Genomic DNA, 26,821 nt, shown 5'->3' with positions numbered 1-26,821 from the left:
TTCTGATAGGCAACATATTGCATAGAACATATGAAGGTATTCCGGAAAGAAAACGAACTTGATTAATTAGCCTCCCCGCTCCTTTAACGACCACATCTCATCATTCTGACTCAAAAATTACAAAAAACAAAAAAACAAAGTATAGTTATCAGGTAGATTTTATATATTTGCATTAACATTTTTTAACACATGAAACAGCATACAGATAATATCCTTGAAAAACGAATGTCCTAAGGGGATGTTTTTACAGGTAAATTTCAAATATCTCCTATAACCCAACTCAAACAATAAACTCACTATTATAATTAATATGGCAAAAAATAACATAAATTTTGTCGTAATGGCCGCGCTTTGTCTTAGTACTGGTGCGCTATACGCACAAACCACTATAAAAGGAAAAGTAGTCGACAACAACAACAATCCTATCCAAGGGGCTACAGTTACCGAAACAAGCAGTAAAAAGCAGGTTCAAACAGATGCAAATGGATTATTTGAGTTCCCTTCGACCGGAAGCTCACTCAACATCAGCATTCAATACATTGGCTTTGAAACTAGGACTGTTCAAACCAATCCTACAGGTTTCACGACTGTTCAACTTCTGCCAACGACTTCACAGCTAAATGAAGTCGTTGTGACAGCCTTAGGTATTTCCCGCGAAAAAAAATCATTGGGTTACGCCGTACAGGAAGTTAAATCTGTTGAACTTCAGACGCGTCCCACCAATGCCCTCAGTGCCTTGTCTGGAAAAGTTGCAGGACTTCAAGTAACGACCTCAGGTGGAAATATGGGTGGATCTTCCCATGTTTTACTGAGAGGTATTAACTCAATCGCGGGGAACAATCAACCTCTATATGTCATTGATGGTACCCCAATTGATAATACCGATCTAAACTCTTCTTCTACTATCAACGGAAGTGCCGGTAAAGACGTTGGTAACATGATACAAGATATCAACCCAGACGACATTGATAATATTTCGGTATTAAAGGGGCCTTCTGCTGCTGCACTTTATGGTTCTAGGGCAGCCAATGGAGTTATATTGATTACCACCAAACGTGCATCAAAAGGTGAAAAAATAGATATTTCCTTAAATACTGGGGTTGATTTTGAAAATATCGTTCGATTACCCAAAAGACAACATCTCTATGGTCAAGGGTATTCTACAAGCTTTCAAACCCAAAACATCAACGGAACAGACTACAAAACAGTCGATTACGCCGCAGACGAAAGCTGGGGACCAAAACTGGACGGCACACCTGTGCTTCAATGGTATAATCTAAACCCTGAAGATGAGGCTAACTATTTAAATCCTTCTCAGTGGATTTATCCTAAAAATGATGTTAGTTATTTCTTTCGGACAGGTGTATCCAACACCAACAATTTTTCCATAGCAGGAAATAGCGGAAATACAAATTATCGCTTTTCCTACACTAATAAAAATGTAACGGGAACAACACCTAACTCCAGTTTGGGACGTAATACGTTTAACTTCTCAGGAGGTACACAATTAGGTAAACTGAAGATTAATTCGAATTTCAACTATATCCGTAATGCATCAGTAGGCCGTCCATGGACAGGTGCTTCCAATAGAAATATTATCCTGGAAGCATTCCAATGGGGAGCTGTACAAGTCGATTACAAAATACTGGAAAACTACAAACGTGAAGACGGAACCCCGTTAGCCTGGAACCGAACGGGATGGCAAAATACGCCTGCCGCCGAGGCGACCCGCTTTATTGATAATCCCTATTGGTCAGCCTATGAGTCGTACATGGAGGACAATAGAGATCGTTTCTACGGTAATATTGGTTTACAATATGACTTAAACAATTGGCTAACTTTAGGAGCTAAAGTACATGGAGATATTTATTCATTCCAATCCCAAGATCGAATTGCGGTATACTCACGAAGCACTTCTCAATACGAAGAAGCGAACAATAAGTTAAATGAATACAACTACGAATTTTTGGCTACCGCCAAGAAAAATTGGGATAAATTCTCCCTTATAGGAAACGTAGGCGCCAATCTCCGTGACCAGCAGCGGAAGCAAGACTACGCGATTACACAGGGTGGTTTGATTATTCCTAATTACTATAACCTGAAAAATGCCAATGCAGTTAAAATTGACAACTTCCGATACCATAGACGCATTGCATCAATCTATGGTAGCTTTTCTTTGGGATACAACGATTTTCTATACTTAGATGGAACAATACGTAATGACTGGTCATCTACATTGCCGACCAACAACAATTCATTTATATATCCATCCCTGACAGGTAGTTTTGTTTTTAGCCAATTGGAAGCCTTTAAAAAATTGGATTGGCTTAGTTTTGGTAAAATCCGCTTGGGATGGGCTCAAGTCGGAAATGACACAGATCCTTATCAATTGTATAAAGTCTACGAACCCGAACAATCCTTTGATGGACAAGCATCCTATGGGCTTCCAAGCACTAAACCAAATGCTAATCTAAAACCTGAAATTACCAGCTCTTGGGAGACAGGCGTAAATCTACAATTATTCAAAAATCGACTAGGATTTGATGTAACCTATTACAACAACAATTCTAGGAATCAAATCTTACCAGTTCCTGTTTCATCATCATTCGGGTATGCCGGAAAAGTATTCAATGCTGGAAAAATTAATAATAAAGGAATTGAAGTCGTCTTAAATGGTACCCCTATCAAACACGAAAATTTTACTTGGGATGCGACAATCAACTGGGCTAAAAATAAAAACAAAGTCATTAAACTGGATGATCAGGTCAATACATTGAGCTTAAGCAATTCCTTGGTCGAGCTCGTTGCACGTGAAGGAGAATCTTATGGTCAATTTTTGGGTTACGACTTTGTCTATGCTCCGGATGGACAACGCGTTGTACAGGCAGATGGCACCTACATGAAAACATCACAGTTGGTTCCTTTAGGGTCAGTACTACCCGATTTTACCTTCGGTATCCAAAACAGTTTCCGTTACAAAAACTTTAGTCTAGGCTTTTTAGTCTCGGGTCGAGTGGGTGGAAAATTCTTCTCACAAACCTATAAAGTTGGTATGTATTCGGGTATTTTGGATAAGACAGCTGCAAATAATATTCGTGAAACAGGTGTCGTTCTCGATGGCGTTAAGGGAGATGTTGCATTCCATAGTGATGGTTCGTATGATGTGAGTAACATCCAGCAGAATACCACCAATATTACCGCACAACAATGGGCGCGCAATGAATATAATGGCCCAACAACATTTTCAATTTTCGATGCAACATATGTTAAGTTAAGGGAAGTTACGCTGGGATACAATTTCAAATTAACTAATCCCAAAATTATCAAAAACATTGGCGTGAATGTATACGGACGTAACCTTTGGAACATTTATACCAAGAGTAAATATATTGATCCAGAGTTTACATCCAGCGGTGGAAATGTGCAGGGTATCGAAGGTGGAAATATACCTCTTCCGGTTACTTATGGCTTTAACGTTAATCTTAAATTTTAGAAGAATGAAACTCATCATGATTTATTCCGTAATATCCAAACCGGATAAATCTGATCGTTCATCAGCTTTAAAAGATAAACCAAGTGCAACTGATTCATAGATAATCAGAACAAGCACTTATAAATAAATATACACAGATGAAAATATCAAACATACTACATACTTCATTCATTGGCCTATCGCTTATTGCTACTTCGTGCTCCAAATCCACATTTAGCGATATCAATACAGATCCAAATCGACCTGCTTCTGTCACAACGCCAACAATTCTAGTGACAGCCGAGAAACAGCTAGTCAGTGCATTACGAAGTGAAGAGGTAAGCCTACGTGGTGCTCAATTATTTGCTCAGTATTTCAGTCAGAACATCTATACAGACCAATCTCGTTATCAAATACCAACAAGCTATTCAGACAACTATTGGACTGCGACCTACAAATCACTTAACAATTTAAATGAAATTATTAAGCTAAATACCAATGAATCCACTAAAGCGATTGCATCGGCAGGAACAGCAGGTACAAATACCAATCAGATTGCGATAGCAAGAATACTCAAGGCTTACGCTTTTCAGTCGCTAACAGATGTTTTTGGTGATATCCCATATGAATCTTATGGCAATAAAGATGCAGATTTTGAAGCTCTGCAGCAGGACCCGGATAACCTGACGCCGAAATATGCTAGTCAAGAGAAAATATACAAAGATATTCTCAATGAATTACAGCAGGCAGCTGATACACTAGCAAAGTATCCAACAGCCACGACTTTCGGAACAGCTGATATTATTTATAAAGGATCAAATACTAACTGGGCAAAATTCGCCAATTCGCTACGTCTACGTGTTGCGAATCGAATCAAAGGTAAAGATGCAGCTTTGGCAACGACACATATCGCCGATGCCATCAAAAAAGGTATATTCACCTCCAACAATGATAATGCGATATTTAAATACTCCAAAACATCACCAAATGAAGCACCATTGTTTAGAGCTACGGTAACTGCCAACAGAAAAGATTTTGCAATTTCTAATGTGATTGTTGAGACTTTACAGGGCAGCCGCGGTCCCTTTAAAATTGCCGATCCACGTCTGTCAAAATTTGCCAAACCGACAAGCTCAGGAAATATTTACTACGGCCAACCCTATGGTCTCCCCCTAGCAGCAGGCAATCTATTTCCTGTAGACAAAATATCATTGCCTAGTGACATTATCAACGCTGCAGATTATGGGGAAGTACTTATGGAATATGCGGAAGTAGCCTTTATTTTAGCGGAAAACAATAACTGGGATCAATCAAATTACGAAAAGGGTGTTCGGGCATCTCTTGAAAAATGGTCCGTGTCTTCTGATGAAGTAGCAACCTATTTGAGTAAACTTCCTGCTGCGAATAAGGAAAATGTGCTTTCTCAAAAGTACTTAGCACTTTTCAACCAAAGCATCGAATCTTGGTCCGAAATCAGAAGAACAGGGTATCCGTTATTCCTAATCAAAAAAGGTGATATTACATGGACCGGAACAGTAGAAGGCAAACCTGTCACATATACTTTCACTCCTGAGGTAGGCAGCACAATCCCAAGCCGTTTGGTGTATCCATTAAAAGAACAAAGTACCAATAAGACGAATTATCAAACTGCACTTTCACGACAAGGAGATGATGTAATCAGCACCAAATTATGGTGGAATAAATAAACTTCGGTATTTCAATCAGTTCACACCTGAAGCTTAGGCTTCAGGTGTTTTTTTATTATTATTTCTTATCTTCGTATAGCACTCTAAAGAATAAAATGCTATGGACGATCAAACATTAGACAGAATAGACCAACTTAGCGAGGAAGGAAACATCCAATGTGATGAAGGCAACTATCAGGAAGCAATTCGGGTGTGGACCGAAGCGCTTGATCTAGTCCCTAGTCCACAAAATGTTCATGCGGAAAGCCTCTGGCTCGAAGCTTCCATTGGAGATGCCTTTTTCTTAATGGACGATTTTCGCAATGCACTCTCCCATTTTGAAAAGGCAAAACAGAACATTATCGAAAATGCCTATGAAAACCCTTTTATCATGCTGCGCTTAGGACAGTGCTATTTGGAAGACAATAATAGCGAGTCTGCCCAGGAATATCTTCTCCGCGCCTATATGATGGAAGGAAGAGACATTTTTGACGATGAATCACCTAAGTATCTTAAATTTTTAGATGACAATATCGATTTGGATTGATAATAATTCGTCAAAACGAATCGATTACTTCGCCAACTTCCATAGGAAGATCAGACTCAAGAATGGAGGCTCCTTCCGCAAATATGGCCTTATACTTCTCGGCACGTTCTGCCTTTGTCTTCAATTTATCGTAGGTAGGTGCTGCTGAAATCATGCACATCACACCCTTTCTGTTGAAAAATTGATACATCGCCTGATTGGAATCCTTTAGTTCTGGCCCGATATAGACAATCATACGGTCGTAGGGTAATCCAGCGGATTTAAACTTCTCCAATGCAGCTTGATCTTTGATATGCATGGACATATACTGTTCTGGATTCTGCGCCAAATAAAACGCTGCCTGTTCAGTATTATGTACCGTAACCCACACCCAACTGTAGGCATTGTATTTTTTTAGTATTGCTGCTGTAGCCGCCAATGGTAAGTCTTTTTTATCTAAGTTGAGGATAGTTTTACCCTTTGCCCATTTAATAACTTCATCAAGTGTGTTAATACCATAGTTGGTCACATTTCCAGCCTGATCCTTTAGCTTCAGTTTACGCAATTCATCCCAGGTATGGTCTGCTATTTTTCCTTTTCCATTTGTGGTTCGATCCAATGTCGCATCATGCATCAAAATAGCAACACTATCCTTGGTATAACGCGGATCGATTTCAAAAATAGCCGTTGTTTTTTGCAGCACGGCCTCAAATGCCGCAATCGAATTTTCTGGAAGCCCAGCCTCAATCGTTCCCCGATGACCACTGACAATTTTTTTGTCGCTAGCATAGGTAAAATAATCTCGCATCGCCTGTGGAGAAGCAAACGCGAGTGAGTGGATTTTTTGTCCGACGACGATTGAGTACGACGAAACAAAAAGAAAAAAAGCAAAAAATGTTCTTCTCATGAATTTATAATTACGTTAAAATCTCTAAGCCTACGACACACAAAAAACAGTATGCTAAATTAATCATCCAAGATCAATAAGTCTTTAATAAAGCATTCAATTCGTGTAAACCCCTGCCCGTAAACATTTGCTTACCAATTCATATGCATCAAGTGCGACAAAATGAACTTGAAAATCACGACCTAACATCTATAAAAATCAAAAAAATAACGTATAGCTGTCGGCACAATGATAAAATAAACTATATTTGCACATTAATTTATATTTAATCTAAATAAATTACCATGAAAAATAGAACATGCTATACAATGTTCAGCAGTGGAATACTTTTGCTTTTAAGCGCTCAACTCAATGCACAAGAATTATCCCTAATTGTCAAGGACAGTGACAATAAACCATTAAGTCAAGCGAATATCAAAGTTGACGGAAAAAACGTCGGCTATTCTAATCAACTTGGACAATTCATTTTTGCCAAAAGACCGTTGAATAATCCCATTCAATTGCGTGTGTCTTATACAGGCTTTTCAACGGTTGAAAAAATGGTTAATTTAGATACCGTTCAACAGCCCCTGTTATTTCAGCTCAATTCTACTCAACTTTTAGATGAAATTATCGTAACAGCTGGACGTAAAGCGGAAAACATTTCAACTGTTCCTTCTTCAGTTTCTATTTTAACCACAAAAGAAATCGAAGCTCAAAGTCAGATAAGCACCAATCTTTCCACAATTTTGGGTAATACCATCCCGGGCTTGGGAACCTCAACCAACAAAGCGACTAATTCTGGACAAACACTGCGTGGGCGATCTGTACTGGTGTTGATCGATGGAATTCCGCAATCTACACCTTTGATGAATGGACAACGTGATCTCCGGACCATTGACCCGAGTGTCATCGAGCGCGTGGAGGTTATCAAAGGTGCCACATCCATCTATGGAAATGGATCGGCAGGCGGGATTATCAATTACATTACACGCAATCCCTCCAAAGACGCTGCAGCTATCCAAGGAATCACCAGTCTACGAACAACATTCAATCCCGTACACAGCGCCGGCACCATGGGATATCGCATAGGACAAACCTTGTACGGACAAAAAAACAGATGGAATTATACCGTTAGCGGTTCGGCCGATTACGTTGGCTTGCAGCGCGATGGCGACGGAGTTCCCCTTGGTCAGACAGACGGTCTTTCGAACACCTATCAATACAATGCATTTTTAAAGGCCGGATACCGTATCGATAGTAGTTCCAATATTACAGCAGTGTACAACTTCTACAGAAGTAACCAACACAACAGATACATCAGCCAAACAGGTGTATATGGTCAAACGCCAACGATAGGCGTAAAAGGCGATGATCCAGGTAAACCTGCCGGAACTCCGTATAACCACAATGCCATGTTGACCTATACTAAAAGTAATCTATTCGCTTCGACATCCTTAACTGCTTCTGCATACTACAATACATTTCGATCCATGAACCGTTATGTTGAGAAAGCCTCTGCATGGTACGGTCCGGGACAAACACAGATCAACTCGGAGAAAAAAGGCCTACGCGTTAACCTAAACACACCTTTCCAGGTATTGGGTTCCAATGCGGATATCACCTATGGTGTGGATTTATTAAATGATGTTACGGATCAAAATCTGACCGATGGCAGGGTCTATATTCCCTATATGAATATGTTAAACGTTGCTCCATACGCCCAGGTAAAAATTGATTTCCTAGAAAACTTAATCTTTAAAGGCGGTGTACGTTATGAAAATGCAACAGTCAAAATAAAGGATTTCAATACCATCGCTACAGGTCCCAACAACGAAGGAAGTATTGCTGTAAAAGGAGGCAATATCCCCTACAAAGGAGCGACCTTCAATGCTGGTTTGCGTTACAACAAATTCGCGATCTTTAATCCCTTCGTGAGTTTCTCTCAAGGTTTCGCGATCAATGAACTTGGCCGTATTGTACGTCGGGCAACAGATAATGATTTAGATAGCCTAAAAACTGATCCTATTATCACCAATAATTACGAAATCGGATTCTCAAGCAATTACAGCATTTTCCAGCTATCAGCATCTTATTACTACAGTACTTCAAAAATGGGTGTTGAACTGGTGGACATTGGCGGTTACCTGATGCCACAACGTCTTCCAGAAGATGTGTATGGTTACGAAATTGCATTAAGCGCTGATATTTCGCCTCAATTGACCATCGGTGGAACCTATGCCTATGTGGAAGGAAAGTCAAAAAAGGACGATGGATCAAAATCCTACCTCAATGGTTCACGGATCTCGCCAGACAAAGCAACGGGATACATCTATTACACGCCAATCAAACCCTTAACCTTTCAGCTTTTTTGGGTACATACCGGGTCCCGGGATCGCTTTCTTCCAAACGATAAAGGCGTCTACAAAAACAGTGAAGGCCCCGTTAAAACTGTTGACCTATTTAACTTAAATGGAAATTACCAAGTAAACAAACAATGGTCTATCGGTATGGGTGTAGAAAACTTATTCAATAAAAACTATTACCCTGTTGTCAGTCAATATCGTGCCTTAAATGAAGAATACGTCAAAGGACAAGGTATGTTGGCCTCATTTAACATCAATTATAAATTTTAATATGTTTAAGACCGTCATTCTTTGGTTGCATAAATGGCTCGGAATCATCACCGGAGTTGTGGTATTCATCCTAAGCCTGACGGGCAGCATATACACCTTTCAGGATGAGCTCAAGCTCTGGGCTTATCCTGAAAAATATTTTATCTCCGATACAACCATCCACTCAAAAACTCCACTACCATTAAGCACACTTCTTGACAGCTCACAGAAAAGCCTCAAAAAAAATCAAAAAATCACGCGGGTTGATCTCTATCCTTCGAAGAATCGTACCTGGGTATTTCGTGCCATAAAAACGGACGAAAAAGCATTTGGCCATTGGAATTATTACCGCTATTACAAACGAGTTTTCATCAATCCATATACTGGCCAGATACAGCAAGTAGAGAATTCAAAAACAGAGTTCTTTCAGTTAGTGCTTCAGCTTCACCTAAACCTCCTCTTGGGCAAGCAATATGGCCACCCTATCGTCGCCTGGTCAACGGTCATTTTTGTCCTTATCTTACTTAGTGGTATTGTTCTTTGGTGGCCAAAAAAATGGAAGGGCAAGAATCTCAAGCGCAGTTTTTGGTTAGATACCAAAGTCAAATGGAAGCGACTGAACCACGACCTCCACAATGTCATCGGATTTTACAGTTTATTTATCGGATTGATTTTTGCCATTACGGGACTCGCTTTTGCTTTTCCGGATTTTAAAAAGACCTATAGCGCAACATTCAATTTATTGCAGTCGCCAACAGCTTCTTCCACACGTAGCTCCCCTATACCCTTGCCCGCTGTGGAAAAGAAATTTCAGGACAATGCGCTGCGGTATGCCTTGACAAATTATCCGGATGCTGAAATGATGTCGATCCGACTAAAAAAAGAGACCGAAACAGCAATGGATATACAGGTGAGACATCATGAAAAACGAAGTGGTGTATTTGACTGGCTTTATTATAATAAAGAAGAAAACAGTCTTACAGCAGTCAAATCCAGCAACGAATTGCAGTATGGGGATAAGCTCGGTGCACTTAACTATGATATTCATACCGGTGCCATCGGTGGACTCACAACAAAAATTATCGCTTGCCTTGCCAGTCTCTTTTGTGCTTCCTTGCCCATCACCGGATACATCATCTGGATGAACAAAAGCAAAAAGAAGAAAAAGAAAGGTTATCAACATAATGTTAATAAGTACTGTTAATAACTGTATTTTTCTTTTAAACAGGTTTTCAACAGCGTTATTAACATAATGTGGAAAACTAACCCTCACCCTATTTACCGACGCAATCTCTTGTCCAAATTTACAGGAACACGATAAGCCAGCTGAAAAAACAACATACAAGAGAAAAAAGATGACAACCTTTAAATCGAGAAGAGCCCAACGCGCAGCAGGGCCAACAGGGCGACACTAAAAAAAGGAAGCATTCTTCAACATAAGGAACCACAATATACAGCCTAAGAAGAAGGGCGAGCGGGAAAAAAGAAAATCCGATGCACAGGGTACACCGGATTTCTTCAATAATAAACCAACAACTAACTTTACAGATTCGGGTTCCGCACAGTCTCTTCGTATGGGATAGCAAACAAATAATAAGGGCTATTTTCCACAAAATTAGATCCATTAGGAAACTTAATAACCCGGTGCCCCTGCCCGTTCACTAGCTTCGGTTTGCCATCTGCACCCACAATTTGGACTTGAATAGGCTTGCCGTCTGCATCAACATAAGATTTTCGTGCAACCTTTCCTTGTGTCCGAAGAATATCCGACAGGGCAAATCCTTCCCCCCAAAGCTCTTTTCGTCTTTCAATCAGGATCGCTGCAATTAATTGATCCGTATCATTTCCTGAAAACAGCTTTGCATTCCTCGCTGCACGCAGCTTATTCAAGGCTGCTACTGCTTTATCTTTTTCACCAGCCCGTGCGTACCCCTCGGCAGCGATCAAAACCATTTCCGAAGCACGCATATACACAATGTCACCGATCAAATTCGATTTAAACTTAAACTTCTTATACCGTAGAAAGCCCTCCCGACCGGGTAAATTATCCCATTCAAATAAAGCGTAACGCACATCACTGGTATCGAATAAATCTTTAAAATAAGGATCGGCCATAAAACTATAGTAATAAGATCCAGCTGACGAAACATCCAAATAATGAAATGTATAACTTGCCACATTTTGCTCGTTAGTCTGCTGATGCCCCCAAATCCACTCGCTATTTCCAAGATCATTAAAACCCGCCTGATAATCTGACGGAGTCATTAAATTATACTTCTGAGCTGCTTTTTCAGCATACGCTGCGGCCAGTTTCCATTCGCCAACCTGCAGATAAGTCCGAGCGAGCAAACCATAAACAACCTCTGCATTGATTTCGTATTTATCCGCTCGACCAGCAGAAGCCAACAAGCTTTCACTGTCTTTGAGATCTTTCAAGATAAGTTCATACACTTCTGCCTGTGTTGACCTTGATTTTCCTTCAGTCGATAGTGTACTGGGTTCGGTATAAATCGGAACAGATTTCGCATTTTTGTCCTTGAGGTAACTAAACTGATAAAATGTGGCCAGATTTAAGTAGGAAAATGCACGTAATGCTTTAGCTCTTCCCTTTAACACATTTTTAGTTTCAGTAGAGCCTTCGGCCCCATCTACCTTTGCAATGACATTGTTCATGTTATCGATCACCTTATACAACATAATCCAAAAAGAATTGACACGATTTGATCGATTATTTGTCAATTCGGTAAAGGCATAAGCATCACGATAGCCATATTTGGTGGTCACCGCCACATCACTTCCCATCGCATCACTAGTACGCATTACCGCTGTATATCCCGGATTAGCATAGGTAAAATAGGTATCATTTAAATACTTCCAGGTACCGTTGATCACCGTAGCAACATTGTCGGTGTTTTTAAAAACTTCACCTTCAGGCACTGCGGTCGTCGGATCCAGCTCAAGCGCATCCTTACATGATGCATTTACTAGGGAGAGCGCCAATATGATATATACAATTTTTAGTTTCATGATTTTCATTTAAATTCTCAGATTAACAATAAGGCATTAAAAAACAAGCTGAATACCACCAGAGATTGTTCGCATTGCCGGATAGCGAAAATAGGTCGCCCCATTCACCGTCTGTTCTGGATCCATTCCTTGATGACCATAAAATGTCAATAGATTTTCGGCTGTTGCAAAGACGCGAAGTTTTTCTACACCTATCCGCTTCAATAAATCCGAAGGTAATCGATAACCTAAACTTACATTTTTAAGGCGTGCATAAGTGCCACTGTAAAGAAAGCGTGTGGACGAAGAAGTCCAATTCAAGTTATCAGTTGTCAATTTAGGCACATCGGTCTGCGTATGCTCAGGCGTCCAGCGCTCGAGGATCTCCTTTGACCAAGCGCGTCCTGGATTATTACCGCTATGCATAAGCTGAATATAATCGTTATCTAATATCTGTCCACCCAAACTAAAACTCAATAAAGCAGACAAATCAAAATTTTTGTAGGTGAAACTGTTTTGAATCCCGCCGACAAGATCTGGCAATGAAGTTCCGGCAATAAAATTACCGGCCTTACTGTATTCCGAAGTTTTTTCACCTGTTTTATTACCGTCCTTATCAGCAGTATACCATTGCGGCAGACCGTTATCTGGATTTACTCCAGCCCATTCCGGCAGATAAAAATCATAGATACTTCCACCTACACGCAGGAGTTTATTACCCGTGATGATCGGTTTATTGTCTTTTGGCAAAGCTGTAATCTTGTTTTTGTAATGCGAAAGATTGACGTCTAAATTCCATTTAAAATTTTCATTTCGAACCGGGACAGTACGAATATCCACGTCGACACCTGTATTTTTCAGCGCTCCTATATTTGCATCATAGCCTGTATATCCTGTTGAATAAGCCATCGGCATTGTAAATAGCAAATCTTTACTTCGACGGTTAAAGTACTCCACGCTTAACGACACCCGGTTCTCAAAAGCGGATACGTCAACCCCCACATTCAAATTAAGGTTCGACTCCCATTTTAGATCCGGCGTAGCCAGCCTGCCGGTATACGTCCCGCCTTTACCCAAACTATTTGCAATGGTATAAAGTCCTTTATAAGCATAATAGGTTCCCAGATTATCGTTTCCTTGTCCACCATAACTCGCTCTGACGGTTAACTGATTAACCGTTGTATTATCCTTCAGAAAATCCTCCTGCTTCAGTTTCCATGAGCCGCCCACAGACCAGAATGTACCCCAACGTTTATCCGGCGAAAACCGAGATGATCCATCTGTCCGTAAGGAAGTTGAAAAATAGTATTTGTTATCATAGTTATACTCCGCTCTTCCCAAAAAGCTCAGTAACCTATAATCAACACTGGATCCTGTAAAATTATTAAGTTGAGATGCAGCAGCAGGTTCGTCAAAATAAGGAAGTACAAACTGTTGTCTGCTACCATTTATATTACTGCTGTTAAAATCATAGTATTCCTGTCCGGCCAATACATTGAGGGAATGCAAACCAAACTGCTTTTCATAGGTCAGCAAATTATTCCAGGTCTGTGCGACCGTACGTACGTTTGAACGATACACATACCCCCCGGTGTTCACACCATCGCCCAACAATGGATTAGTGTAGTCGTGCGTATTTCCATTGAGATAATCAAGACTATAAGTCGACTTAAACTTTAAGTTTTTAGAAAACAACACTTCCAGATAGGTTCGTGCAGATAGATTTTCGCGGCGGATATCATTTCGATCCAAAGGAAGAGATGCTGCCAGATTATTACGTGGAGTCGCACCACTTGGACGATATTCTCCAAAATCGTAAATCTTGTTTCCGGCTCCATCAAGGACATATGAGCCATCCGCATTCCGCTCATAGTACGGATAAAAAGACGGGACCAGTCTCGTAAAATTTATAATATTAGCCGTATTACTGTCTTAAGACTGCGGATACTTTTGTTGTGTACTGCTACCACCTATATTCAGGCCTACATTTAACCAAGACTTGACCTTACTGTCAATATTTGCACGCAGATTATAGCGTTTAAAGCCCGATTCAATTGCAATTCCTTGATCATTGAGATAACCTCCTGAAATGTAGTAGGTACTCTTTGCACTACCACCGCTAAATCCGAGGTCTGCCTGTGTACGCACCCCAGTACGTTGCAATACGTCGGTCCATGGATCATTCCAAAGCGTTTTTGCTCCAGCAACCAATTTACCATCTACGCCGACCGGCTGTGGGTATTGACTGCCGTAAGGATTAATATTTAAATCTGTCAATACGGTCTTACTTGCATTGGACGCCGCTTGCTCTGCCGTAAGGCCATTTGATAGGTTTTTATTTCTTAAAGCTTCCCAATAGAGTTGAAAATATTCATCGGTCGACACCTGATCATAGTCACGAACTGCACGTGTTGAATAGCCCTGTGTAAAATTGAGATTAATCTTGGTGTTGTCGGAAGTCACTCCCGACTTTGTGGTAATGATAATCACCCCATTTGCCCCTCTGGAACCATAAAGTGCACTTGATGCTGCATCTTTTAAAACAGAGATGGACTGAATGTCATTCGGATTGATGGAGTTAATATCTCCTGCATAGGGACTACCATCCAACACGATCAAAGGTGCACTGGAGGCATTAATGGAGCCGATACCCATTGAATTACTAGATTTTAAGAACTAAAAACAAAAAACACTAATATTCAGCTATTTAATTTATAAATATGTCTAGAAAAATATTTTTTCGTTAGCTAATTCACCATTATTGATCAAGCCATTTTTGAAACTTCGGGGACCGTTCCTCACTAACAATGACGACAATTCCTTCTGGGGTTGAAGGCATTAGCTCTAACTTGATTCGATTTCGACTAATCTTTAACATGGACTGGATGGCATCTATCCGAACAAGGAATTTCCGATTGATCTGAAAGAAAACTGTTGGATCCACCTGTGAAACGAGATGTGTGATGGTATCTTCAATAATATATGCAATTCCCGATCCTTTTTCTACGGCATACAGCTCTTTGTCTTCTGCCATAAAATAGGCAATATCAGCAATGGCCAGCGACTTTAAAAAATTACCATATTTCACTAGGAAGCGCTGTTTGAGCCGAGGTTCTACGTTGGGTAGTAGCGGTTCGATACGTTTCATGATCTCCGCCAACTCGTCGCTATCGAAAGGCTTTAACAGATAGGCATAACCCTTATTTTGGAAGGCCTCCAATGCATATTGTTCGTAAGCAGTCGTAAAAATCAGTGGCACATCGATCGATACCTGTTTAAAAATTTCAAAGCTCAGCCCATCCATCAGGTGGATATCCATAAAAATCAGATCGAATTGATTTCTATTGATCGTCATCACCGCTTCCTGAACCTCTTTTGCATTGGTAAAGATCAGTTCGCTTTCTCCATAGAGCGCAGTCAACATTTCCTTTAAGCCTACAAAAGCCCAGTCTTCGTCTTCGACAATCAGTATTTTCCATCTCATGGGTTGAATGTAATAAAAAATCCATTTCCTAAAAAAAGAAAATGGATTAATATATATAGGATAAAAAAAATCGATTATTTTAACAGATCGGGATTATTATTGATTGCCTCCTGTGGATAGCGAATCACATAACGTGGATCGTTCTGCTGCAGGGTTACCGTCCTACCGAAACTACTGTGTGTGATCGCCGGTCTTGTCGTCCGTTTTAGATCATACCAGCGTAATCCCTCTAGCGCCAGTTCACGCTTGCGTTCCAGCAGAACCGCATCTAGCAATTGCTCCTTTGACAAACCTGCGTCGGCCTTCGTTTCTTTGGCATAGGCATCTGCGGTAAATCTGTTTTTCTTTAAAGCAGACAGATATTTTAATGCTTCTGCTGTATTTCCCAGGCGAACATAACATTCGGCCATCGTCAAATAAAGATCAGCATTTCTAAAACTCACGTTAAAACGGTTGTCTCCACCTTTGAGGGATACATAATCGCCCCCACTTTTTTGGAAGTAACGACCTTTTCTCAAATCGCCTGCTAAATAACTGTCTAATAAGGCCGGTGAAATAAAGGAACTTGTACGTACACCAGGAACAGATACTTTTTCCAAAGCCATAATCATCTCTGCGGATTCAAAATCATTCGGAAGTAGGCTTCCAGCAACATTGAGATCAACCAATTTGTCATTTATAGCCAAAGCTTTTTTAGCGGCATCAATTGCTTCCTGCCACTCACCGCGGTATAAATGAACGCGTGAGGCCATTGCAAAAGCAGCGCGTTTGCTAAAGCGATAATTAACACCTTTTGCCTGATCATCGACAGTCAGTAACGCTGTCCCTTTTTCCATGTCAGTTAGGATCTGCATATAAGACTCTCCAATGGTCGCGGGAACAAAACGTTGTTCCAGGTCAATCTTTGTCGATAAAGGAACACCCCGAAGCCCTGCATTACTCGCCGAATAGACCTCACTGTAAAGATTTAACAACTCAAAATGAGCGTAAGACCGCATGAGATAAGCTTCACCCTTGATCTGGTCTACTGTACCATTACTAGCCAACTTGTCATCGATCGTACTGATGATCTGATTCGTATAAAAAATACTTTTATAGAATGCCAAATAAGGATAAGCAATTGTTGCAGGATCGGGGTTTTGATCGTTCCAAAGATAGATATCTTTGGTTCTAGCCGCATCTGTCGAACTTTCATCCAACAATAGTTCATCTGTACGCAAGGACAAATAAGACTTATGCGCAGGAAAACCAGTATAACTACTTGTCATTAACCCTCTAAAATCACTTTCCGAGGCAGGAATGACCGTTCCTACCGGTTGTATATCTAAATATTTATTGCAGGATGCCAATGCACTCGCTGCCATGATCATTCCAAAATAAACTATTTTTTTCATGTTATAAATCAGTTAAAAGAATTAAAAACTTGCTGACAGACCAAAAGCAAAAGATTTGCTGATCGGCTGCGCATAATAGTTTCCATAAGTCTCCGGATCAAAATACCCTTCATAATTTGCTCCGAAAACAAATAGATTACGTCCTTCTACATTCACGCGTAAATTGCTTGCACCAATTTTTTTGCTTAGTGCAGGAGGTAGTGTATATCCCAAACGTACACTATTGATACGGACATAACTCATTTTCTTAGCCCAAATATCATATTGTTTAAACGAATTAATTGGGTCGTTGCTTTCCATCCAGGCATAGGCCATCCAGCGGTCATTTAATTCAGAACTTATACTTCCCAAAGCAGGCATATTACCACCCTTTTGTAGGACATTCAAAAGATCTGTTGTATAATTCTGTCCGCGGTCGACCTTCGCTGGATTATAAGTCGGTGTACGGCTTACCCAACGCTCCAGATTGAAGACAGCTGAAATCGCCAAGTCAAAGTTAGCATAACGGAAACGGTTGGTCATACCACCGATAAGCTTCGGATCTTTACTACCCTTGTATTTAAATTTAGAACGGTATTCTGCAGCTGTCATGTCGGTTTGCGACATATAACCCGGCAAGAAATCAGCCCAAGGATCGTATAAACCATAAAACTCTTCAAAGCTTGAAACCGATCCATCTTGATTTCTAAATTGCATCACACCATCTTTATCCAGTCCAGCCGTTTCCAGCACATATAGACCACTGATTGGGCGCCCTTCCTGTGCCTCTGGTGCATAAGCCTTCGGATCATTCATAACCGTCAATAACTTATTGTCATTATGTGCGATATTAAAGTCCGTTGACCAGGAGAATTTATCTGTTTGAATCTGACGGCTTGATATGGTCAGTTCTACACCTTGGTTTCGTGCTGAGGCCCAATTGACCTGCACATTCTGGAAACCGTTTTCTAAAGGCAATGCACTATAAGCTATTAGGTCGGTACTTTTTCTGTTGTAATAGTCAACCGTAATATTCAATCTATTCTTCCATAGACCTAGATCAACTCCAGCATTATAAGATTGCGTACGCTCCCAACGTAATTTATCATTTGCAGGTATCTCAACCGTAACTGTTCCTTCATTATAACCCGGAATTAAAGTCGAATTTCCATACCTTCCAACGATAAATGGATAGGTATTCCGATCGACATTGCCCTGGATACCGTAGGAAGCACGTAAACGGAGATCCGATAACGCCGTTTTTCCTTTGATGAAGTCCTCCTCAAGTACGTTCCAGGATCCGGACAAAGACCAGATTGGTAAGAAACGATATTGCGGATCTACACCGAACATATTTGAGCCGTCATAACGAATACTACCATTGACGTTGTATTTACGATCAAACGTATAGGTCGCATTTCCATAAAAAGAGGCATATGAGTTCTCGATATATCCCTTACTATACTGAAGGAATTTGGCGTTTGTTTGATCATTACTATTTGGAAAAACAATACTTTGTGTAGTTAAAGTCGCTGGATTGTAGCCAAAACCTTTGGTTGATACGGCTTTATTCGTACTACGGCGCAGCTCTGTTCCTCCCATCAATTCCAGCTCATGTCTGTCGTTCCAAGTTTTGTTATATTTTAGGTAAGTTTTCCAATTATATTGGAAGATACTATTATTGATATTTTCGATCTTACCTCCTGTAGGCAAGAAATATTTATACGTTTTAGTTGCAGAATCGTAATACCGCGTCGAAGCCCGCAACTTGCGCGTATTATAACTTTCCTGATCGGCAAATTTTTCTGTGCTGTTTTCATCAAACTGCAAACCAAATTCGGAGCGTAATGACAATTGTGGAATAATAGTATATTCCAGGTAACCAATCGCTTTCAGTGCCTTATTCGTTAACGTATATTTGGTATTCTCCCTTTCTTCTATAGCATTGAAAGGAATATAGGTATCTTTTTCATAGCCTTCAATATCCGGATCATAATTGTATTTACCAGATTGATCACGTACAGTCAAGTATGGATTAACCAAACGCATATAATTACTAGGATTAGTAAAGGCATCGTCATCCTGGATTGGGTTCTGCCTATTTGAAACGGATCCTAATAGATTGATTCCAGCTTTGAATCTGTCGTTAATATTGAAGTCATTATTTAATGTCAAAGAATAACGACGAAGATCTGCTCCTTTTGTTGCTCCCTTCTCATCGTAAAAACTGCTGGACAAATAATAACGATGCCCGTCATTACCACCAGAAATTGAAGCTGAATACTGCTGATTCAAAGCTTGACGATAAAGTTCTTTTCCCCAATCCGTCTGTTGTGTGCGCAATTGATTGATTGACTGCTGTACTTCAGGTGATAAGGCTGCCAAACCACCCGAACGGTAAGCATCCAATGCATTTGCTTTGTTTAATATCCGCATAACGGCCCCCTTATCCGCACGATAATTTAAATCGGTGCGGTCGGCCATCAAGAGTTCAAAGTCCACTTTTTCATTGGCATCCATCAGGTTGAGTTTACCGAAATCCGGACGTTGCGTCACAAAAGTATTTGCTGATACCTGCAGTTTTGCAGGTCCAGATTTCCCCCTTTTTGTGGTAATCACAATGACTCCATTTGCCGCCCTCGCGCCATAGATGGAAGTCGCCGCTGCATCCTTTAATACCGTAATATCGGCGATATCGTCAGGATTGATACCCGCAATCGGAAGATTACTCAAGCTATTCAAATTGTCTTTGTCAATTCGTTTGGGCAATTCAGCTCCTTCAATCGGTAAGCCATCGATGACCCATAAGGGGTCTTGTGTGCCATTGAGTGATACCGTACCCCGGATACGGATCTGTGGCGCGCTGTTAGGTCCACCATTAAAATTACTCAGCTGCAAGCCTGCGACCTGACCAGCCAACATTTCGTCGATCGATGAAACTCCGGTTTGTTTGATATCAGCGACATTGATTTTATTGTAAGCCGTCGTATTCTTACGTTTTTTGATATCCGTATAACCTGTTACGATCACTTCATCTAAAGATTCACCACTTGGCTGAAGCAAGATTGTCTTATGATCCTGAAATACCGGCACCTGAATACGCTGGTACCCGACATAGCTAATCGTTACATATTTTAAATTACTAGGCACTTTTAAGCGAAATTCACCAGCCGCATCGGTCAATGAACCCAATGCCGACTGCTGCACCTGATTAGGTACACCGATATCTTCTGCTACTGCCGAACTTTCAACGACAACTGTCGCCCCCACGACAGGTTTTAAAGTGACCGCATCCAGAACCTTTCCTTTCAATTCTCTGGATTCCTGCGCATGCGCAACGTGCACACACATGAAGGTCAACGGTATTAAAAACTTATTCATTTTGGTAGATGTTAATATATTAGTTTAATTCTAAGGTATTTGCAATACGCAATAAAAGATCCATGTAATGCGATTTTGTCGTCGCATCACCAGTCCGCTGCTTTTGTTTCAACAACTGGTAAATCTCATATAATTCAGCGCGTTTATAAGTCAGCATATCCGAAGTACGGATCATACCAGTGACATGTACATTCCGCAGTCCAGCTTTTGAAGAGGATGCATGTTGTGGATGTAAACATAGGTCAGGTTGCGTCGCTTCAACCAGCTGCTCGATACCTGCTAGTTTCTTCGCATTTAGTTTCTCCATCGATTTGTTGGTAGAGACCATCAGCACATCCACATAGTTTTGTTGCAGCATCCGTGTTTTAAGATCCAACGATTGTCCGCTGATGGTTTTAGCAAAAACCGTCTGACGTACAGAAGTTAAAAACTCCGGTGCGCTCCATGCTTTCTTACTTCCGAAAAGATTTTCCATCTCAACCATACGCAGCAAACGTTCATCATTGACCAGTTTATACAACATAGCGTATTGAAATTCACGTTGTAAGTTATAAGGAGCGTACTCAAATGGTCCTAACGGAGAATCTTTCAATGGAAAAGTTTTTGCCATCAGCTCCGGAACGAACAACCATTCGGGCATGTAAAAGACATTCTTCTTGAGGTACTCCAAAGCACGTAGTTGTTTGTCTTTTGGTACTGGGCTATAGGCATCTTTTTGATCACCCAAAACAGCATTTTCGAGGTAAATACCACCAATATTATTTAAAACATGATCAGCATATGCATACCATTGTCCAACCACGCCCATATACAACTTACCGGCACGGTAGTAATCATCGCCGACATTGGTTGTCCAATTGATAATATTAGGCATCATGCGACGCAGATTCAGCATACCATATTCGCCAGCCTTCATGGCGTCATCACCAAGATCTTCCGATTGAGCCCGCGGATCAACGATATTTTTAGAGTCCTGCTGTTCACCGTAATGATAAATAGGATCATGTACATGGCTATCAATTTCCTTTCTCAGCAAAGGGATTTCATCCCAAGGCTGTGTTTTGCCATACCAGCGGTAGGCCCAGCCAATGGCGTACTTGTCGTAAGCACCGATCACGGGAGTAATCTGTTCCACACCATCTTCAGGTTGCGCCACATAATTGAAACGTGCGTAATCCATAATGGAAGGAGCGGTCCCTCCCATTTTAGCGGTGAAGCTTTTGCTACGCAACGAATCAACAGGGAAACTTGCCGAAGAGCCCATATTGTGCATCAATCCAAGCGTGTGTCCAATTTCATGGGACGACACAAAACGAATAGCATGTGCCATTTTCTCATCGGAGAAAACATTAGCACGTACTGATGTATCTACGATACCGGTCTGTATGCGCATCCAACTGTTCAAAATAGTCATGACGTTGTGCCACCAAATCACGTCAGCTTCTAATATCTCCCCTGAGCGTGGATCAACAACAGATGGCCCCATGGCATTAGCTTGAGCAGATGCTGCGTATACAATAGAAGAAACATTAGCGTCGTCTGGATCAAATTTGACACTATCGGGCTGTTGTTTGGCCAGAATTGCATTTTTGAAGCCAGCAGCTTCAAAGGCGACCTGCCAATCATGTACGCCATCAATAATGGCCTGACGCCATTGTTTTGGGGTCGCTGGGTCCAAATAAAAGACAATCGGTTTTTTGGGTTCGACCAGCTCCCCTTTCAGATAGCGCGCTTTGTCTTCGTCACGCGGTTCCAAACGCCAGCGATTGACCAGATTTTTCTTATCCAGTTCTTGTTGTTTATCGTTAAAATACCAACGCGGCGAAGTAAAGAAACCAACCCTTGGATCTGCAAACCGGGCAACCATAGGCGTTTCAGGCAGTTCGTAAAGGTTACTTGTAATTTCCAAAGAAACCGGTACAGATTCATTACCTTCCGTCACCTTGGTAGAAAATACAGACTTCACAACGATATTATTCGCATAGGATTTGATATCTTCAACTGTAGATATACTGGTTTTAGGTGAAGTTCCCAAACCCAAGGAAGTAAACACATCCGTAAAACTCTTTTCTGAACCATCAAATACCTTATTGACTTTGATTACAACAGCACTTGAATCTTTTGAATAACTTTCAATCTTAAAAGATTCAATATAAGAAGGGCGGTAATTATCGTATACCGAAGCGGCTATTGCGTCACCTTTAGGGACTTCCACCTGAGGTTTGATCTCCGAAACCCACACTTCTTTCTTCTCCTTGCGGAGTGTAAACCGGATGACCTTATTTTCATAATTCATTCCTTTGTTTACCCCAGCCTCATTTAAAGCCAATGGCACGGAAGACAGCTTCTGTATCAACAGAATATCCTGTCCCATTTTCTTCAATGGAATTTCAAAATAGTAATTATTTTCCTTACGAATTACCGTAAACATACCACTATCAACCCGGGCATCTTTAAACAATTTGTCGTACGCAGCTGTCGTATCTTTCTTGGCAATAGAATCTTTAGCAGAAGTAACCGTTTCTTTTTTTCGCAGGCCTACTGTTTGCAATAATGAACAAGATTGCATTAGACCAGCGGAAAATAAAAGACCTATGGCTAACTTAGTGTAAGTGTTTTTCATCAAATAAATATTTTGAGCCCTTGTTTTCAAAGGTGATATCTGAGCTCGTTGCACTCCATGTGTTTTTCAAAAGTGATGACGGATCATCAAGCTATTATCTCGTGTTATCCATAAGCTAATTTTAGCTTACTACAGAACGATTAGAAAGTAATTTTGTCTATTCCAAGCAGGTCAATTCCAAGTCATTTATACTTAAAACTTATGCTATTTGATCGGATAGGATTAGGCTAACCACGAACTAATATTTCTAGATTAGGAGCCAAATTTGTTAAAAATATTATACAGAAAAGTATGCAAAGCGATGAACACGCAGTTTAAAGGTATGAACACGCGCTACTAAAACATGAACACGTAAACCGACCATCTTTTATTCTTCATTTTCAACTGGATGAGAGTGGTAAGTATACCGAAAAAAAGTCCGATTCTATCCCGTACCGGAATCCCGACATCGCATAATAACGATAGATGGATGCTAAATAATTAAGTCCGTACCCCTCACCTTCCAGCTCTGCCCCCTGTCTGGGCTGCCAGTTATTGCGGATTTCCAGCACGTTTTCTTCAACAAGATAGATGATCTGAATCTTCAGCGGATGTTCGATCGAAATACGGGTATGCTTGATCGCATTTTCTACCAGCATCTGCAGGCCCAAACGTGGAATTTTCCGATCCAAACATGTTGCTGGCAGCAGAATTTCCATATCACTTAAGGCCGCTCCGAACCGCACCTGCTGTAAAAAGAAATAGGCTTTGGCCAATTCCAGCTCCTCCCCCAATGATGACCATTCGGCTTCATCTGTGCGGAGCATCTTCCGGTAGACTTTTGTCATCTTGCCAATAAAAGACTTCGCAAGATCATTGTCCTTTCCAATCAGGTATTGAAGCGACCCAAATGTATTGAATAAAAAATGCGGATTGATCTGCTGCCGCAGTTGAACCAACTGCATGCGCGTATATTCATTCTCTTGCTTCAGGGATTGCAGTTTCAGCTGCTGAATCTTGCGACGCTCCACGATATTAAAGTAGATTAACACCATAGCTACCAACATCAAGCCCACACCAAGCAAGATGCTATACGTTAGCAATTCTTGGATTTCCTCTTCAATACTCAGCAACAGGACATACACCTTGATTTCACCACCCACTAAAAGAATGTTACAGGGATACGAATTGACCATAACGTCCAGCTGAAGAAAATCAGATTTCACAATCTGTCCTTGTTTTGCAACTGCTGTACTGGCCCGCTTACCCCACTTTCGATTATCTGGAGAATACACACATAATCCACGGTCGTCGTAAATCTCGAAATAAGCTCGTCTTCCGAAATTGAGTTCCGCGAAATAGGCATTCAATTTTACTACATCCAGATAAATGTGATATAGTCGGTGATTTATTGTCCGTGTGCGTAACAAGGTAAGCATTCGCTGATTGACAGAGTCCGCTTGTCCAACCGGCAAAACGACCAACAGCGAGTCAGCACTTTCTTTTAGATCAAAGGCGGGCTGATTTAAGATCTTTTTTTCCGAAAGGAATAGATCTTGCTGCAACAACTCCAATTGCTTTTTGACAAGCAACATATTCTCATCTGCAAAATCGATCAGTATCCTCTTCTTAAGGAGGTCTACTTTATGATGGATAATACCGAGCAAGCCCCCCCCAATCAACAACAACAAAAACAAACAGGCAGTCAGGATGATACTATTCTTCTGTTCGGCATTTTTAAATCGAAATTTCACGCTGCAAAAATACATGAAATTTTTAAAAGCCTATGCAAAGCACTTCGTAAGAAAGGCTTTAACGCGGCCTCTTGTCAATGAAAAACGACATAATCCAAGCCCTTTTCAAAATAAATGCATCACATAACTGAGATTAATAATAATTTTCTGATTTTTGTAACCACAAAAAATTCCAAAGTGTCAAAAGCAACATTTATAAAAGTTGTGAAACGTATCGCTATCGTTTTTACAAACATCGCCGTACTACTCGTTATCAGCATATTATCTATTCCTTATATATTCGAAAATGAAGTAAACAGCAAGGTCAAATCACTCGTAAACGAGCACATTACAGGTGAATTAAATTATTCCAAAGTAAGATTAACCTTCTTTGATCAATTCCCTTTGCTTACTGCATCGATGGATGATGTCTTACTAAAAGGGGCCGAACCTTTCAAAAACGACACGCTGCTCGCTGCAAAAAAAGTCAGTTTTGGCGTGGACCTTATGAGTCTTCTCAAATCTAAAATTGTAATCGACAAGTTTATCGTGAACAGCGGGAAGATCAATATCCTGGTTGATTCTTTGGGAAATGCCAATTACAATATTTATAAATCTAGCTCCGCTGATGCTACAAAAACACAAGACAATTCCGAAAGCAGTGCTTTAGCCTTCCAACTGATTAAACTTGAAAAAACAAATCTCCATTATGAAGATCGCTCCATTCCGCTACAGATAGAGGCAAAAGATCTGGAATATGAGGGTAAGGGAGATCTGATGTCAAATATCTTTGACTTGAACACACGTGCAAAAATTGCATCCTTTTCATTTTCCTTTGACAATGAATTGTATGTGGACAAAAAGTCGATCGATGCCAATTTGCTAACACGGATCAATACCAATACCTTATCTTTCGTCTTCGAACGAAATGATATTAAAATAAATCAATTACCGGTTCGTTTCCGTGGGTTGTTGTCTTTTATCTCCCATGGTTATCACCTGGATTTCAAATTAAAATCACAGGAAAGCACCTTGGCCGAATTACTTTCATTAGTCCCAAATAGCTACGCTTCTTGGATCAAGGACCTCTCCGTGAAAGGTACATCGGAGGTTTTTTTGTCAATTTAGAAGGAGACTATATTGTCGACAACAACAAAATGCCTAATCTTTCCCTTGGACTCATGGTCAACAATGGCTTTCTCGCGTATAAACAATCCACCAATCCGCTAACAGACTGGAATGCAAAATTACGGATAGACCTGCCGGCACTGAATCCAGACTCACTACAAATTGATCTGAAACAATTTGACTTTAAAGTTGCTTCAGGCTATTTCAATGCACAGGGCAACATTGCGGGTTTACACCCTGTAACCATGCATGCCAACATAAAAAGTGATCTTGATCTCGGTAAACTCAATGAATCCCTACAATTCCCAGACTTTTCATTTGGTGGAAAATGGAATCTTTACGCAAAAATCGACGGAACATACGCCAAAGCTATTCGTAAGGTAGGACTTCAAAAACGCGAACAGGAATACATTGCATCCATTCCTACTTTTGATATCAAAAATACACTCGTAGATGGTAAATTCAAATTGGCGAACCTCCCACAGGGGTTGGACAAAATTGCTTATCGTCTGGAAGCAAAGGATCCCGATGGCCAATTAAAAAGTGCATCAATAGCAATCCATGATATTTCTGTTCAGGCGCTTAACAACTATATAAAGGGTTTTATTTCAATAACAGATTTTAATAAAATTGCGGTCAACTCGGATTTAAAAGCTTCATTTAATTTAGCAGATATCAAAAATTTCTATCCCATTAAACAAGTTGAATTGGCAGGATTAGTGGATGTCAACCTCATGGCAAAAGGTTATGTGGATCTCAAACGAAACATTTTTCCCGAAACCAATACATCCATCGTGATGAAGAATGGCTTGATCAAGTCAAATGATTATCCTATCCCGATGGAAAATATTCAGGTCGAAGCCTTTGTCAATAGCAAAAAAGGCTCACTTCGGATCTGAATGTCAAAATCCTACCGGTATCATTTACATT

At 40.6% G+C, this 26,821-nt stretch carries 16 protein-coding genes; 7 read left to right on the top strand and 9 right to left on the bottom strand.

All coding sequences use genetic code 11. The features are described 5' to 3' along the window. Positions 1 to 310 precede the first annotated feature (310 nt). From B3H30_RS02190 to B3H30_RS02180, 3 genes are all read left to right on the top strand, one after another. The gene (locus tag B3H30_RS02190) at positions 311 to 3,493 is read left to right on the top strand and encodes a SusC/RagA family TonB-linked outer membrane protein (RefSeq protein WP_286833106.1); all 3,183 of its coding nucleotides are present in this window, start codon (positions 311 to 313) and stop codon (positions 3,491 to 3,493) included. Positions 3,494 to 3,630: 137 nt separating this feature from the next. Next, a complete protein-coding gene (locus B3H30_RS02185; RefSeq protein WP_070564825.1) occupies positions 3,631 to 5,178 on the top strand; it encodes a SusD/RagB family nutrient-binding outer membrane lipoprotein in 1,548 nt (515 codons plus the stop codon). Between the two features lie 100 nt (positions 5,179 to 5,278). Next, complete coding sequence (locus B3H30_RS02180) at positions 5,279 to 5,704, top strand: tetratricopeptide repeat protein (RefSeq protein WP_046673933.1); 426 nt, start codon at positions 5,279 to 5,281, stop codon at positions 5,702 to 5,704. Positions 5,705 to 5,714: 10 nt separating this feature from the next. On the opposite strand, the gene B3H30_RS02175 is transcribed toward B3H30_RS02180, so the two are convergent. Further along, complete coding sequence (locus B3H30_RS02175; protein ID WP_070564822.1) at positions 5,715 to 6,590, bottom strand: glycerophosphodiester phosphodiesterase family protein; 876 nt, start codon at positions 6,588 to 6,590, stop codon at positions 5,715 to 5,717. Between the two features lie 284 nt (positions 6,591 to 6,874). On the opposite strand from B3H30_RS02175, the gene B3H30_RS02170 reads away from it, so the two are divergent. After that, positions 6,875 to 9,205, top strand: coding sequence for a TonB-dependent receptor (locus tag B3H30_RS02170; RefSeq protein WP_070564819.1), 2,331 nt, complete (start codon positions 6,875 to 6,877; stop codon positions 9,203 to 9,205). Between the two features lies 1 nt (position 9,206). Further along, complete coding sequence (locus B3H30_RS02165) at positions 9,207 to 10,388, top strand: PepSY-associated TM helix domain-containing protein (protein WP_070564816.1); 1,182 nt, start codon at positions 9,207 to 9,209, stop codon at positions 10,386 to 10,388. A 338-nt stretch (positions 10,389 to 10,726) separates the two neighbouring features. On the opposite strand, the gene B3H30_RS02160 is transcribed toward B3H30_RS02165, so the two are convergent. The 8 genes from B3H30_RS02160 to B3H30_RS02125 form a co-directional block, all read right to left on the bottom strand. Next, entirely contained in the window at positions 10,727 to 12,211 is a 1,485-nt protein-coding gene (locus tag B3H30_RS02160) for a RagB/SusD family nutrient uptake outer membrane protein (protein WP_139144956.1), read from the bottom strand. 36 nt (positions 12,212 to 12,247) lie between these two features. After that, entirely contained in the window at positions 12,248 to 14,086 is a 1,839-nt protein-coding gene (locus B3H30_RS02155) for a SusC/RagA family TonB-linked outer membrane protein (protein ID WP_262511820.1), read from the bottom strand. A gap of 36 nt (positions 14,087 to 14,122) precedes the next feature. Then, positions 14,123 to 14,845, bottom strand: coding sequence for a TonB-dependent receptor plug domain-containing protein (locus B3H30_RS02150; protein ID WP_070564807.1), 723 nt, complete (start codon positions 14,843 to 14,845; stop codon positions 14,123 to 14,125). 103 nt (positions 14,846 to 14,948) lie between these two features. Next, entirely contained in the window at positions 14,949 to 15,674 is a 726-nt protein-coding gene (locus B3H30_RS02145; protein WP_070564803.1) for a LytR/AlgR family response regulator transcription factor, read from the bottom strand. Positions 15,675 to 15,748: 74 nt separating this feature from the next. Further along, entirely contained in the window at positions 15,749 to 17,068 is a 1,320-nt protein-coding gene (locus tag B3H30_RS02140; protein WP_070564800.1) for a RagB/SusD family nutrient uptake outer membrane protein, read from the bottom strand. Positions 17,069 to 17,089: 21 nt separating this feature from the next. Next, positions 17,090 to 20,428, bottom strand: a complete 3,339-nt coding sequence (locus B3H30_RS02135) for a SusC/RagA family TonB-linked outer membrane protein (protein WP_070564796.1) — start codon at positions 20,426 to 20,428, stop codon at positions 17,090 to 17,092. 19 nt (positions 20,429 to 20,447) lie between these two features. Next, complete coding sequence (locus B3H30_RS02130; protein ID WP_286833099.1) at positions 20,448 to 23,051, bottom strand: zinc-dependent metalloprotease; 2,604 nt, start codon at positions 23,049 to 23,051, stop codon at positions 20,448 to 20,450. Between the two features lie 380 nt (positions 23,052 to 23,431). Next, positions 23,432 to 24,784, bottom strand: coding sequence for a sensor histidine kinase (locus B3H30_RS02125; RefSeq protein ID WP_175441975.1), 1,353 nt, complete (start codon positions 24,782 to 24,784; stop codon positions 23,432 to 23,434). A 177-nt stretch (positions 24,785 to 24,961) separates the two neighbouring features. Here B3H30_RS02125 and B3H30_RS02120 point away from each other — a divergent pair, with 177 nt between their 5' ends. Continuing rightward, positions 24,962 to 25,891: an AsmA family protein gene (locus B3H30_RS02120; protein WP_175441974.1), complete on the top strand. Its 930-nt coding sequence runs from the start codon at positions 24,962 to 24,964 to the stop codon at positions 25,889 to 25,891. Further along, positions 25,837 to 26,790, top strand: a complete 954-nt coding sequence (locus B3H30_RS02115) for a hypothetical protein (RefSeq protein ID WP_139144955.1) — start codon at positions 25,837 to 25,839, stop codon at positions 26,788 to 26,790. Before B3H30_RS02120 ends, B3H30_RS02115 begins: the two co-directional genes overlap by 55 nt. The last annotated feature ends 31 nt before the right edge of the window (positions 26,791 to 26,821 follow it).

The sequence above is a fragment of the Sphingobacterium sp. UBA7038 genome (genome assembly GCF_002494055.1).
In the GTDB taxonomy this organism is placed as follows: Bacteria; Bacteroidota; Bacteroidia; order Sphingobacteriales; family Sphingobacteriaceae; genus Sphingobacterium; species Sphingobacterium multivorum.
The sequence above is the reverse complement of the archived record's forward strand: the minus strand, read 5'-3'. Positions and strand labels throughout refer to the sequence as shown.